Source organism: Mycobacterium sp. MAA66 (assembly GCF_041261665.1).
Lineage (GTDB): Bacteria > Actinomycetota > Actinomycetes > Mycobacteriales > Mycobacteriaceae > Mycobacterium.
On the sequence record NZ_JBGCCC010000003.1, the window covers coordinates 20821 to 33646 of the forward strand.

At 66.6% G+C, this 12826-nt stretch carries 11 protein-coding genes; 6 read left to right on the top strand and 5 right to left on the bottom strand.

The genetic code is table 11. The features are described 5' to 3' along the window. Positions 1 to 30: 30 nt before the first annotated feature. Positions 31 to 909: a 16S rRNA (cytidine(1402)-2'-O)-methyltransferase gene (gene rsmI / locus ABIA30_RS12315; protein WP_370065610.1), complete on the top strand. Its 879-nt coding sequence runs from the start codon at positions 31 to 33 to the stop codon at positions 907 to 909. On the opposite strand, the gene ABIA30_RS12320 is transcribed toward rsmI, so the two are convergent. The 4 genes from ABIA30_RS12320 to metG all read right to left on the bottom strand — a co-directional run bounded on the left by ABIA30_RS12320 (position 892) and on the right by metG (position 5931). Next, the gene (locus tag ABIA30_RS12320; RefSeq protein ID WP_370065612.1) at positions 892 to 2094 is read right to left on the bottom strand and encodes an aminodeoxychorismate synthase component I; all 1203 of its coding nucleotides are present in this window, start codon (positions 2092 to 2094) and stop codon (positions 892 to 894) included. The two genes, rsmI and ABIA30_RS12320, sit on opposite strands and share 18 nt — an antisense overlap. Before the next feature lie 19 nt (positions 2095 to 2113). Then, positions 2114 to 3007 carry an RNA polymerase sigma factor SigJ gene (sigJ, locus tag ABIA30_RS12325; RefSeq protein WP_370066298.1) on the bottom strand — a complete coding sequence of 298 codons (894 nt, stop codon included), beginning with the start codon at positions 3005 to 3007 and terminating at the stop codon, positions 2114 to 2116. Next, a complete protein-coding gene (locus ABIA30_RS12330; protein WP_370065614.1) occupies positions 3007 to 4170 on the bottom strand; it encodes an NAD(P)/FAD-dependent oxidoreductase in 1164 nt (387 codons plus the stop codon). Before ABIA30_RS12330 ends, sigJ begins: the two co-directional genes overlap by 1 nt. Before the next feature lie 171 nt (positions 4171 to 4341). Continuing rightward, a complete protein-coding gene (metG, locus tag ABIA30_RS12335) occupies positions 4342 to 5931 on the bottom strand; it encodes a methionine--tRNA ligase (RefSeq protein ID WP_370065616.1) in 1590 nt (529 codons plus the stop codon). 24 nt (positions 5932 to 5955) lie between these two features. Between metG and ABIA30_RS12340 the strand changes: the two genes are divergently transcribed. The 3 genes from ABIA30_RS12340 to rsmA all read left to right on the top strand — a co-directional run bounded on the left by ABIA30_RS12340 (position 5956) and on the right by rsmA (position 8970). Then, positions 5956 to 6789, top strand: coding sequence for a TatD family hydrolase (locus tag ABIA30_RS12340; RefSeq protein WP_370065618.1), 834 nt, complete (start codon positions 5956 to 5958; stop codon positions 6787 to 6789). A gap of 127 nt (positions 6790 to 6916) precedes the next feature. Continuing rightward, the gene (locus ABIA30_RS12345; RefSeq protein ID WP_370065620.1) at positions 6917 to 8044 is read left to right on the top strand and encodes a transglycosylase family protein; all 1128 of its coding nucleotides are present in this window, start codon (positions 6917 to 6919) and stop codon (positions 8042 to 8044) included. Next, positions 8041 to 8970, top strand: coding sequence for a 16S rRNA (adenine(1518)-N(6)/adenine(1519)-N(6))-dimethyltransferase RsmA (gene rsmA / locus ABIA30_RS12350; RefSeq protein ID WP_370065622.1), 930 nt, complete (start codon positions 8041 to 8043; stop codon positions 8968 to 8970). The genes ABIA30_RS12345 and rsmA overlap by 4 nt, the downstream gene beginning before the upstream one ends. 7 nt (positions 8971 to 8977) lie before the next feature. Here rsmA and ABIA30_RS12355 read toward each other — a convergent pair whose 3' ends face one another. Further along, positions 8978 to 9772 carry a serine/threonine-protein kinase gene (locus ABIA30_RS12355; RefSeq protein ID WP_370065624.1) on the bottom strand — a complete coding sequence of 265 codons (795 nt, stop codon included), beginning with the start codon at positions 9770 to 9772 and terminating at the stop codon, positions 8978 to 8980. 99 nt (positions 9773 to 9871) lie between these two features. Here ABIA30_RS12355 and ABIA30_RS12360 point away from each other — a divergent pair, with 99 nt between their 5' ends. Both ABIA30_RS12360 and ABIA30_RS12365 read left to right on the top strand, forming a co-directional pair. Then, positions 9872 to 10840, top strand: a complete 969-nt coding sequence (locus tag ABIA30_RS12360) for a 4-(cytidine 5'-diphospho)-2-C-methyl-D-erythritol kinase (RefSeq protein ID WP_370065626.1) — start codon at positions 9872 to 9874, stop codon at positions 10838 to 10840. A 281-nt stretch (positions 10841 to 11121) separates the two neighbouring features. Further along, positions 11122 to 12756: a fatty acyl-AMP ligase gene (locus ABIA30_RS12365; RefSeq protein WP_370065628.1), complete on the top strand. Its 1635-nt coding sequence runs from the start codon at positions 11122 to 11124 to the stop codon at positions 12754 to 12756. The last annotated feature ends 70 nt before the right edge of the window (positions 12757 to 12826 follow it).

A 12826-nucleotide genomic window follows, 5' to 3' on the forward strand; every position in this document is an offset into this window, starting at 1 on the left:
GATCACAGCAGCGATCGTAGGCTGTCGGACGTGACACCTGTGACTGGTCCACCCGCGACATCAGAGTTTGGTCCGCCCGCGGACGCCGGCCGACTGCTGCTCGCGGCGACCCCGTTGGGACAGCCTTCAGATGCCTCTGCCCGGCTGATCGAGGCCCTGGCCACCGCCGATGTGGTGGCCGCCGAAGACACTCGCCGGGTGCGCACCCTGGCACAGTCGTTGAAGGTCCGCCTGCCGGGGCGGGTCGTCAGTTTCTTCGACCAGAACGAGGCTTCGCGGGTGACCGGCCTGGTGGAGGCCATCAGAGCCGGCGAGACGGTGCTGGTGGTCAGCGACGCTGGGATGCCGCTGATCAGCGATCCCGGATACCGGCTGGTGGCGGCTTGTGCCGAGGCCGGCCTCCCGGTCAGCTGCTTGCCCGGTCCGTCCGCCGTGACGACGGCGCTGGCGGTGTCCGGGTTGGCCTCGGACCGCTTCTGCTTCGAGGGCTTCGTGCCGCGCAAGGGGCGATCGGCGTGGCTGGGCGCGTTGAGCGCGGAGCGACGGACGTGTGTGTTTTTCGAATCGCCCCGCCGGCTGGCCGAGACCCTGGCCGACGCGGTGACGGTGCTGGGTCCGGACCGGCGTGCGGTGGTGTGCCGCGAACTGACCAAGACCCACGAGGAGATCAGGCGCGGGACGCTGGCCGAATTGGCGCGGTGGGCGGCCGACGGGGTGCTCGGCGAGATCACCGTGGTGCTGGCCGGTGCGACGCCGGTCGCCGACCTGGATGCCTTGGTTCAGCAGGTGCTGGAGCTGGCCGACGACGGTGCCCGGGTCAAGGACGCTTGCGCCGAGGTGATCGCCGCCAATCCTGGTGCGCCCTCCCGGCGGGAGCTCTACGACGCGGTGCTACGCGCCCGGGACTGACAACCCGATGGTGGGTGCGGCCTTGTGCAGGCATTCCTCCCACTCGCGGTCCGGATCTGAATCCGCGGTGATTCCGCCGCCGACGCCCAACACTGCGGCGCCGGATGGGTCGAACTCCACCGTGCGGATCGCCACGTTGAGTTCGGTTCCCGCCGCTGGTGACGCCAAACCGATTGTGCCGCAATAGACTCCGCGCGCATCTGGCTCCCAGGATTCGAGCAGGGTGCGGGCCCTGCCCTTCGGGGTGCCGGTGACCGACGCCGGCGGAAAGGCGGCGGCCAGCACCTCGCGCATCGGGGTGTCGGTGCGCACCTGTGCGGTCACCGTGGAAACCAGGTGCCAGACCCCGGGAGCGGGCTTGACGGCGAGCAATTCGGGTACCAGGACTGAACCGGTCACCGCGACCCGGCCCAGGTCGTTGCGTACCAGGTCGACGATCATGATGTTCTCTGCGACGTCCTTCGCGGAGGCGCGCAGTATCGATGGCGACTCATCAAGGGGCAGAGTGCCTTTGATGGGGCTGGAGGTCACCATGTCGCCGCGGCGGCTCAGAAACAGCTCCGGGGACAGCGATGCCACAGCGCCCCAGTCGCCGGCCAGATAAGCGGCGCGGGCTGGGGTGGTGCGCGCCACGGCATCGACGAAGAAGTCAAGGGGCGCACCGGATATCCGTCCGGTGAATCGGGTGCACACGCAGGCCTGGTAGATCTCGCCGGCCGCGATCGCCTCCAGACAGGACAGTACGCCCGCCCGATGGCTGTCGCGGTCCGGCGGCTGCCAGTCGATCGCATACGCGTCGGGTGGCCGTGCTGACACGGTCATCAGCCACTCGGGAATGGCTGCACCGGACAGGCTTTCGTACCACCAGTGGCCTTCGAGGTCCTGCCGCAGCACACAGTCCGACCATCCACCCGCGGCAGTTGGGATCCGGCCGGCCCGGTCCGGATAGGACAGGTAGCCGAACCAGCCGCCGCCGACCGCGGCATCGGAACCCGTTGGCGCATCGAAGGCTTCGGCCGGGGCCGCCGGCTCTATCCGGACGCTGGGCGCAATCACGGCCCGCGAGCCGAACCAGTCACCGATCAGCGCGGCCGGTGGCGGCAGCGCATTGCGGGCAGCAGCGTCGGCTACCGACCGGAGCACCGCTGGGGCGTCGCCCAGGTCAGCCAGTCGCTCGATCCGCACCGGTCAAGCGTGACAGAACCTATCGGGAGATCGCGCGCGGGACCATGCTGGCGGCGAGCTTCTCCGGATTTCGCATGGCGTAGAAGTGACTGATTTTGCCGTCGGTGACCTCGATGGTGATGACGCCTTCCAGGCGGTCCTCGAGGTAGAGCACCAGCGCCGGTGCGTTGTTGTAGGTCGAGAGTTCGACCCGGGCGCTGGCCTGCTCGGCTCCGCGGAGCAGACCAAGTACCAGCCGGCCGACCTTGTCCGCGCCGTACACCGGGCGCCGCGCCGCGCTGACCTTGCCGTCACTGTCGGCGGTCCAGGTGACATCGGGTGCCAGCATCTCCATCAGCCCGGTGAGGTCTCCGGTAGCCGCGGTGAGGAAGAACTGTGCGGTGATCTGCTCGCCGACCGTTGAATCGACCGGCGCGAATCGCTTGCGACGGGCGTGGACGTGTTCGCGGGCGCGGTGCGATATCTGCCGCACCGCGGTGGCCGATTTGTCTATCGCCGAAGCGATTTCGTCGTGGCTGAAGCCGAACACCTCCCGCAGTACGAACACCGCGCGCTCATCCGGCGACAGGGTCTCCAGGACCACCAGCATCGCCATCGAGACCGACTCGGCCAGGATCGCGTCGGACGAGGCGTCCGGTAGCAGCACGGGTTCGGGCAGCCACGGGCCCACGTAGTCCTCGCGGCGACGGGCCCCGGCGCGCAGCGCGTTGAGCGCCTGCCGGGTGACCAGTTGCGCCAGATAGGACTTGGTGTCCCGGACGGTGGTCAGGTCCACTTCGGCCCAACGCAGGTAGCTCTCCTGCAGCACATCGTCGGATTCGGTTGCCGAGCCGAGGATTTCGTACGCGATGGTGAACAGCAGCGGGCGCAGCTGGGTGAACCGCTCGGCGTGTTCGGTCGCTCCGCCGCCCATCATGCCGGCACCTGCTGACCGGCGGGCCGCTTGCCGCCCTTCAGGACGAACCCGGAACCGGGCTTACGGGCGGCCCGGCGGATATTGGTCACGGTGCCTTTGCAGATCGCCTCTTTGAGCTTGGCGGCGATGCGGCCACCGACGTAGTAGTTCGTCGGGGAGTCGTCCCGGCGGGCGATCTGGATGGTGGCAGCGGTGCGCCCCAGGCTGATGCACGATCCGACGAATGCCTGGTCCACCACTGCGGGTGCGGTACCGGCGATGCGGCTCAGCACGGTCTTGGCAGCAGTCAGCGCCAGCGGGCCGGCGGCCTGGCAGCTCATGCGCAGCGGGTGACCCGATGGTGCGGCCGCGTCTCCGGTGGCGACGATCCGCGAATCATCAACGCTGGTAAGCGTTTCGTCGGTGAGCAGTCGGCCGATGCGGTCGGTGCGCAGCCCGCTGACCGACGCCAGTTCCGGGGTGCCGAAGCCCGCGGTCCACACTGTCACGGCGCTGCTCACGAAGCGCCCGTCGGCCAGCATCACCCGATTGGCGGTGACTTCGGCGACGCCCCCCTCGATCACCTTGACCCCGAGCTTGGCCAGTCGCTTGGCCACCGATCGGCGCCCCGGGCCGCTCAGCGAGGGACCAAGTTTGTCGCCGATCAGGATCACGCTGCGTCCGGTCTCGGCGAACTCTGCCGCGGCTTCGATGCCGGTCAGGCCGGCGCCGATCACCACCGTCGGGGCGGACGACGGTACGTCGGCCAACCGGGCCTGGAGCCGCTCGGCCTGCTCGAATTCGGCTAGGGGATAGGAGAATTCGGCTGCGCCGGGCACCGAAGCCGGGATCTTTCCGGTGCTGCCGACTGCGTAGATCAGGTAGTCGTAGTCCAGCGTCTCGCCGGACGCCAGCGCCACGGTGCGGTCGTCGGCGTTGATCCGGGTTGCGGTGTCGACCACCAGGCGTACCCCGTCGCCGAGCAGTGTGTCGTAGCCGACGGCGGCGTCATAGTTGCCCGCCACGTGCTGGTGCAGGCGGATGCGCTCGACGAACTTGGGTCGCGGGTTGATGAGGGTGATGGCCACGTCGTCGCGCATGCACAGGTGGTTCGCGGCCAATGCGCCGGCGTAGCCGCCACCGATGACGACGATGCGATGGGTCTTCGAGTTTCCGGTCATCACTGCTCTCCTTTGAGGTTGGTATGCCCTCAAGACACCGGCGATGGCCGAAGTGTGACAGGTTCACCGTCTATGTGGCGCAGCTCACACTCGCCCCTTCGTCGCTGAGATCGCAACTTTTGCGGAAGTTTTGGCCATTTTTCACCAAAAGTTGCGATCTCAGCGCCGATGTCAGTCGGTCGGCGGTTGGTAGCGCGGGAATACCCCTTCCGGGGCGGGCAGCGCGGTTCCCGGCGCCAACCGGGTGCCGATCGCACGGAAATCCCGCGCGGAGGCGTCCTGGCCCAGCAGATCCAGCAGCTTGGCGGCCGAGGCCGGCATCGCCGGCTGCACCAGCAGCGCCGCGATCCGCACGGCCTCGAGCGTGGTGTACAGCACCGTGCCGAACCGCTCCTGATCGGCGGCCTCGGACGATTTGCGCAGCACCCAAGGCTCTTCGGCCGAGAAGTACCGGTTGGCCGCGCCCAACATCAGCCAGATCGCCTCCAACGCCAAATGCATTGCCGGGACCTCGAAATGGCCGCGCACGGTATCCATCAGGCTGTCGGCCAGTGCTAGCAGATCCAGGTCTGCGGCGGTGAATTCGCCTGGGGCCGGGACGATTCCGTCCAGGTTCTTGTTCACCATGGACAGCGAGCGCTGCGCCAGGTTGCCCAGCTCGTTGGCCAGGTCGGCGTTGATCCGGCCGATGATGGCCTCTTCGCTGTAGCTGCCGTCCTGGCCGAAGGACACCTCACGCAGGAAGAAATAGCGGACCTGGTCCAGGCCGAAGGCGTCGATGAGCGCGATCGGGTCGACGACGTTGCCCACCGACTTGCTCATCTTCTCGCCCTTGACGTTGATGAAGCCGTGCGCGAAAACCCGTTGCGGCAGCGCGATCCCGGCCGACATCAAGAACGCCGGCCAGTACACGCTGTGGAACCGGATGATGTCCTTGCCGATCATGTGGATGTTCGCCGGCCAGTACTTGGTGAAGGATTCGCTCATGGTGTCCGGGAAACCCACGCCCGTAAGGTAATTGGTCAGCGCATCCACCCAGACGTACATCACGTGGTCGGGGTGTCCGGGCACCGGAACGCCCCAGTCGAACGTGGTCCGCGAGATGGACAGATCTTTCAGCCCGCCCGAGACGAAGCTGACGATCTCATTGCGGCGTACGTCGGGTCCGATGAACTCCGGGTGCTCCCGGTAGTGCGCCAACAACCGTTCGGCGTAGGCGGACAACCGGAAGAAGTAGGTCTGCTCCTCGGTCCAGGTGACCGGGGTTCCGGTCTCGATGGCGAACCGGCCGTCCGCGCGGAGCTCGGTCTCGTCCTCGGCGAAGAACCGCTCGTCGCGCACCGAGTACCAGCCGGCGTAGGTGCCGACGTAAATGTCCCCGGCCTGGTTCATGCGCCGCCAGATCTCCTTGGACGCCTCGTAGTGATCGGCGTCGGAGGTGCGGATGAACCGGTCGAAGGAGATGTTGAGCCGCTCCTGCAGCTGTTGGAACACGTCGGAGTTGCGCGTGGCCAGTTCGGCCGCGGTGATGCCTTCGGCCGCAGCGGCCTCGGCCATCTTCTGCCCGTGCACATCGGTGCCGGTCAGGTAGCGGACATCGAAGCCGTCCAGCCGTTTGAACCGGGCGATCGCATCAGTCGCGATGTATTCGTAGGCGTGCCCGATATGCGGTGCGCCGTTGGGGTATGCGATGGCCGTCGTGATGTAGAACGGCGCCCCTGCGGTGCGCGGGCCTGCGCTCGGGGAAATCTGCTCACTCATTTGGTCTCACCTTAAGGTGTGGCTGTGAGCGCCAAACGCGAGAAGCCGCCCGCCCCGGAACCACTGCCGGGACTGGTCGACGCCCACACCCACTTGGATGCCTGCGGAGCCACCGACGCCGAGAGCGTCAAGGAGATCCTGGATCGTGCCGAGGCCGTGGGTGTGCAGAAGGTGGTGACCATCGCCGACGACCTGGAGGCTGCCCAGTGGGCCGTGCGGGCTGCCCACATGGACCCCCGCGTCTACGCCGCTGTCGCGCTGCATCCCACCCGCGCCGATGCCCTTGATGACGACGCAAAACTCACACTGGAAACGCTGGCGAGAGACCCGCGGGTGGTCGCCGTCGGGGAGACCGGGATCGACATGTACTGGCCCGGTCGGCTGGACGGCTGTGCCGGCGAGGCAACTCAGAAAGAGGCCTTTGCCTGGCATATCGATCTGGCCAAGCGCACCGGCAAGCCGCTGATGATCCACAATCGCGACGGCGACGCCGAGGTGCTGGATGTGCTCAAGGCCGAGGGTGCCCCGAGATGCGTCATCTTTCATTGCTTTTCCTCGGATGCGGCGATGGCGCGTATCTGTGCCGATCAGGGATGGTTGATGAGTCTTTCGGGCACGGTCAGCTTCCGTAATGCGCATGCTCTGCGGGAGGCGGCGACCGTCATCCCGTCGGAGCTGTTGCTCGTCGAGACCGATGCCCCGTTCCTGACCCCGCATCCGTTCCGCGGTGCACCGAACGAGTCCTACTGCCTGCCGTACACCGTCCGCGCGCTGGCCGAGATTCGAAATAGTTCAGCGGCCGAAATCGCCGCGGTGACCTCGGAAAATGCTTCGAAAAACTATGGACTGTATCATTAGCCCAGGTTGCCGCCGCCCGGGTGTGTTCGTTACCGTTTCGTGATCAGCCCGGTTGAGGCGGTTCATGTGGCCGCCTTGGCCACTGCTCGGGGCCTCCTCGGGCCCAAATGACACGGGATTGACGATCTTGAACGTTGTGAACAAGCTGCACGATGCCCACTCGCCGCTGCTGCGCGGGGTGACCGGTGCCTTTCTGGTCACGCTGACCGTCGCAGGCGGGTTCGCCGTCGCCGCACACAAGACGGTCAAGCTGACCGTCGATGGCGCGCCGATGACCGTGCAGACCATGAAGACGCGGGTCGCCGACGTCCTGGAGGAGAACGGCTACACCGTCGGAGCTCGTGACGACGTCTACCCGGCCGTCGATCAGCAGGTGCACGAGTCCGACAACATCGTGTTGCGCCGGAGTCGCCCGCTGCAGATCTCGCTGGACGGGCAGAACACCCGCGAGGTCTGGACCACCGCCTCGACCGTGCAGGACGCGCTCAAGCAGCTGTCGCTGACCGACACCGCCCCGGCCGCAGCCGATCGCGCGACCCGGGTGCCGATCGGCGGGATGGCCCTGCCGGTGGTCAGCGCTCACAACGTGACGATCAACGACGGCGGCACGCTACGCCAGGTCCATTTGGCGGCGGCGAACGTAGCGGGGTTGCTGGCAGCCGCGGATGCTCCGCTGCAGCAACGTGACGCCGTGGTGCCGGCTGCCGCCGCACCGGTGACCGAGGGCATGGAGATCGACGTGACCCGGATCCGGTTGGAGAAGGTCACCCAGACCATGCCGCTGGCCCCGACCGCCAAGCAGATTCCGGACCCGGCCATGAACATGAGCCGCAAGGTCGTCGACGATCCGGGTCAGCCGGGTACCCAGGACGTGACGTTTGCCGTCTCGATGGTGAACGGGGTCGAGGCCGGGCGGTTGCCGATCGCCAACGTGGTGACCGCTCCGGCGCGTGACAGCGTGGTGCGAGTGGGCGCCAAGCCGGGTACCGAGGTGCCGTCCATCAACAATGGCTCCACCTGGGATGCGCTCTCGCATTGCGAGGCCGGCGGCAACTGGGGGATCAATACCGGCAACGGTTTTTACGGCGGGGTGCAATTTGACCAAAATACCTGGGAACGCAATGGTGGACTGCGTTATGCTGCTAGGGCTGACTTGGCTACTCGTGAAGAGCAGATCACGATTGCCGAGGTAACGCGGGCACGTCAAGGATGGGGTGCCTGGCCGGTCTGTAGTGGGAGGATTGGGGCGCGATGACGATTCGACTCCTTGGGCGCACTGAGATTCGCCATTTGGCAAAGGAACTCGATTTCCGTCCACGAAAGGCCTACGGCCAGAATTTCGTGCACGATGCCAACACCGTCCGCCGCATTGTGTCGGCCTCAGGTGTAAACCGGAATTCGCACGTGCTCGAAGTCGGTCCCGGTTTGGGGTCGCTGACGCTGGCGTTGCTGGACCGTGGTGCCAAGGTCACCGCCGTTGAAATCGACCCGTTGCTGGCCGGGCAGCTGCCGACCACCATCGCCGAGCACTCGCACAGCGAGATCAGCCGGCTGACGGTGATCAACCGCGATGTTCTCGACCTGATGCCGTCTGACCTGGAGGAACAGCCCACCGCGCTGGTCGCCAACCTGCCGTACAACGTCGCAGTGCCGGCGATCCTGCACCTGCTGTCGGAGTTCCCGACCATCCGCACCGTCATGGTCATGGTGCAGGCCGAGGTCGCCGAGCGTCTGGCTGCGGATCCGGGTGGCAAGGATTACGGCGTGCCGAGCGCCAAGGTGCGGTTCTTCGGGAACGTGCGCCGCTACGGCATGGTGTCGCCGACGGTGTTCTGGCCGATTCCTCGGGTCTACTCGGGTCTGGTGCGCATCGACCGTCATGAGACCTCGCAGTGGCCGACCGATGAGGCGTTCCGTTCCAAGGTCTTCGAGCTGATCGACATCGGGTTCGCGCAGCGGCGTAAGACCTCGCGCAATGCGTTCGCCGACTGGGCCGGTTCGGGCAATGCCTCAGCCGAGCGCCTGCTCGCGGCCAGCATCGATCCTGCCCGGCGCGGCGAGACGTTGGCGATCGCCGACTTCGTGCGGCTGCTGCAGCGTTCCGGGGAACTCGAGCAGGAGCACCAGGTCGCTGCTGAGCAGGACGGCGAGAGCTTCCTGAACGAGGACATCCTGCGCTGACCGCGGATCAGCGGCGGTCGAGCAGCACGCGGGTGACCAGTGCGATGAACTCGGTGCAGGTCTGATAGCGGTTGTCGGGGTCTTTCGCCATCGCCTTGGCGATGATCGAGTCGAACGCATGCGGTATCTCGGCGATATGTCGGGAGTACCCGGGTACGGGATTGTATAAATGCGCTTGCACGAGTCCTACTGCTGTCGTGGCGGTGAATGGCGTTGACCCGGTGAGTAATTCGATGGCGGTGCAAGCCAGTGCGTATTCGTCGGTCGCCGCGGTCGGATTACGGCCCCGTAGTAACTCTGGTGCGGTGTAGGGTAGCGACGACTCGACATGATGCGGTCGGTGACCGACGTCGAGGGCTACGATATGTGCCACGCCGAAATCGATGAGTACCGCACCGCCAGCGGAAAAATCTTGGTGCACAAGGATATTCGACGGCTTCACGTCGCAGTGCACGATGCCCTGCCGGTGTGCGTAATCGAGAGCGTCGGCGATCTGGCCCAACGCGGTCAGCACCCTCACAGTGTCGGACAGCCGGCGGACGGTGCCGCCGTCGATCAATTGCATTGCCAGCCAATCGGATCCGCATTCGTACATCGTGACGATGTGGTCGTGCCTCAGTCGGCTGGCGATGTCGAATTCGCGCTGTAGCCGATCCAGCGATATGGCGTTGTGGTGGTTGTCGTCCAGCACCTTCAGGGCCACCGCAACATCCGGTGTCTCGCGGCGGTGGGCGCGGAACACCGTCGCCGAACCGCCGTGGCCGACGACCTCGTCGACGACGTAGCCGCTGGGCATAGGCATCGGCTCAGGGTAGATACGACAGGTCGGTGGCCGTGGATGTTTGGACCGATCGACGAGGTTCATTGGGTCGACATCCGGTGCGGGCGTTAGTGTCGGGGAATGCCGGCATCCGATGGAAGAACCGCCTCCGAGTGGGTTCCCACGGGTTCGGTGACCGTGCGGGTTCCGGGCAAGGTCAATCTGTACCTGGGTGTGGGGGATTGCCGCGACGACGGCTATCACGAGCTGACCACCGTGTTTCACGCCGTCTCACTGTTCGACGAGGTGACCGTCCGGACGGCAGATCTGTTGTCGCTGAACATGTCCGGCGACGGCACCGCGGGGCTGCCGACTGATCACCGCAACCTGGCTTGGCGCGCCGCCGAACTGATGGCAGACCATGTCGGCCGGTCGCCCGACGTCGCGATCTCGATCGACAAGGCCATCCCGGTGGCCGGTGGCATGGCCGGCGGCAGCGCGGATGCCGCCGCGGTGCTGGTGGCGATGAACAGCTTGTGGGAGCTCGGGGTGCCGCGCCGCGACTTGCACGCACTGGCCGCCCAGTTGGGCAGCGACGTCCCGTTCGCCCTGCACGGTGGTACCGCGCTGGGCACCGGCCGGGGTGAGCAGCTGGCGACGGTGCTGGCGCGGAGCACCTTCCACTGGGTGCTGGCATTTGCCAAGGGCGGCCTGTCGACGCCGAAAGTGTTTGCCGAACTGGACCGACTCCGCGGCGATGCGAGCCGCGGCGGCCCGTCGCGGCTGGAGGACCCCGAACCGCTGCTGGCCGCACTGGCGTCGGGCGATCCGCGACAATTGGCACCGCTGCTGGGCAATGACCTGCAGGCGGCCGCCGTGAGCCTTGATACCGAATTGCGCCGGACGTTGCGGGCGGGGGTCGACGCGGGCGCGTTCGCGGGCATCGTCTCGGGCTCGGGTCCGACATGCGCGTTCCTGTGCGCCTCGGCCGAGGATGCCGTCGAGGTCGGAGCGCGGCTGGCCGGGGCCGGTGTGTGCCGGACGGTTCGGGTGGCCAGTGGCCCGGTTCCGGGGGCGCGGGTGGTGCCGGAGTCAACTGGTGCCGGGTGAAGCGAACATGTGAGGCAGGACTCACTTTGGCGAAGGGTTTGTTAGCTACTTAAGAGTCTCTTAAGATGACTTGCAGTGAAGACTGGCGGCCAGGCGTGGAACGCAGCGCTTTCTCCTACCGACACCGTCGGCGGGAGGATGCGCGGCACCGCTGGACTGCCCGTATCACCGATTCGAGACGTAACCGCTCCCGAATTGTGCGTGCGCGCCTACTCGAGTGCGCCCTCGACCAGACGGACCATGGAACGACGGGCATTGGCGCCTGACTGCAGGAGGATGTCGTGAGCCGATTTACCGACAAGATGTACTACAACGCCAGGACGTCCACGCGAGGGATGGTCACCGGCGAACCCCACGAGCCGGTGCGCCACACCTGGGGTGAGGTACACGAGCGGGCCAAGCGCGTCGCCGGCGGTCTGGCGGCCGCGGGCATCGGCCACGGGGACAAGATCGGCGTGCTGGCCGGTTTCCCGGTGGAGATCGCGCCGACGGTGCAGGGCATCTGGATGCGCGGCGGATCGCTGACCATGCTGCACCAGCCGACCCCGCGTACGGATCTGGCCATGTGGGCCGAAGACACCATGAACGTCATCGGGATGATCGAGGCCAAGGCCGTCATCGTCTCCGAGCCCTTCCTGGTCGCCATTCCGGTGTTGGAGGAGAAGGGCCTGCAGGTCCTCACGGTGTCGGATCTGCTGGCCGCCGACCCGATCGAACCGGTCGAGACCGGTGAGGACGACCTCGCTCTGATGCAGCTGACATCCGGTTCCACCGGTTCCCCCAAGGCCGTGCAGATCACTCACCGCAACATCCACTCCAACGCCGAGGCCATGTTCATCGGCGCCGAGTACGACGTCGACACCGACGTCATGGTCAGCTGGCTGCCGTGCTTCCACGACATGGGCATGGTCGGCTTCCTGACCATCCCGATGTACTTCGGCGCCGAGCTGGTCAAGGTCACCCCGATGGACTTCCTGCGCGACACCCTGCTGTGGGCCAAGCTCATCGACAAGTACAAGGGCACCATGACCGCGGCCCCCAACTTCGCCTACGCGCTGTTCGCCAAGCGGCTGCGCCGGCAGGCCAAGCCGGGCGAGTATGACCTCTCCACGCTGCGCTTCGCGCTGTCGGGCGCCGAGCCGGTCGACCCCGCCGACGTCGAGGACCTGATCGATGCCGGTAAGCCGTTCGGCTTGAAGGCGTCCGCGATCCTGCCGGCCTACGGCATGGCGGAGACCTGCCTGGCCGTGTCGTTCTCGCCGTGCAACGCGGGCCTGGTCGTCGACGAGGTCGACGCCGATCTGCTGGCCGCGCTGCGCCGCGCGGTTCCGTCCTCCAAGGGCAACACCCGCCGGCTGGCCTCGCTCGGCCCGCTGCTGCGCGACCTGGAGGCTCGGATCGTCGACGAGGACGGCAACGTGCTGCCCGAGCGTGGGGTCGGCGTCATCCAGCTGCGCGGTGAGTCGGTGACCCCCGGCTACATCACCATGGCGGGCTTCTTGCCTACCCAGGACGAGAACGGTTGGTACGACACCGGTGACCTCGGGTACATCACCGAGGACGCCAACGTGGTGGTGTGCGGCCGCGTGAAGGACGTCATCATCATGGCGGGCCGCAACATCTACCCCACGGACATCGAGCGGGCGGCGGGCCGCGTCGAGGGCGTGCGCCCGGGCTGTGCTGTCGCAGTGCGCCTGGACGCCGGTCATTCGCGTGAAACCTTCGCCGTCGCAGTCGAATCCAACGCCTGGCAGGACCCGGCCGCGGTGCGTCGCATCGAGCATCAGGTGGCCCACGAGGTCGTGACCGAGGTGGACGTACGCCCGCGCAACGTGGTGGTGCTGGGGCCGGGCACCATTCCGAAGACGCCGTCGGGCAAGCTGCGCCGGGCCAATTCGGTCGAATTGGTCACCTAAAAGGCCCACTTTTTTACTCGACGTAGCGCACCAACCGGGGCGCGGCTGCTAAACATGATCTCTCTGAATG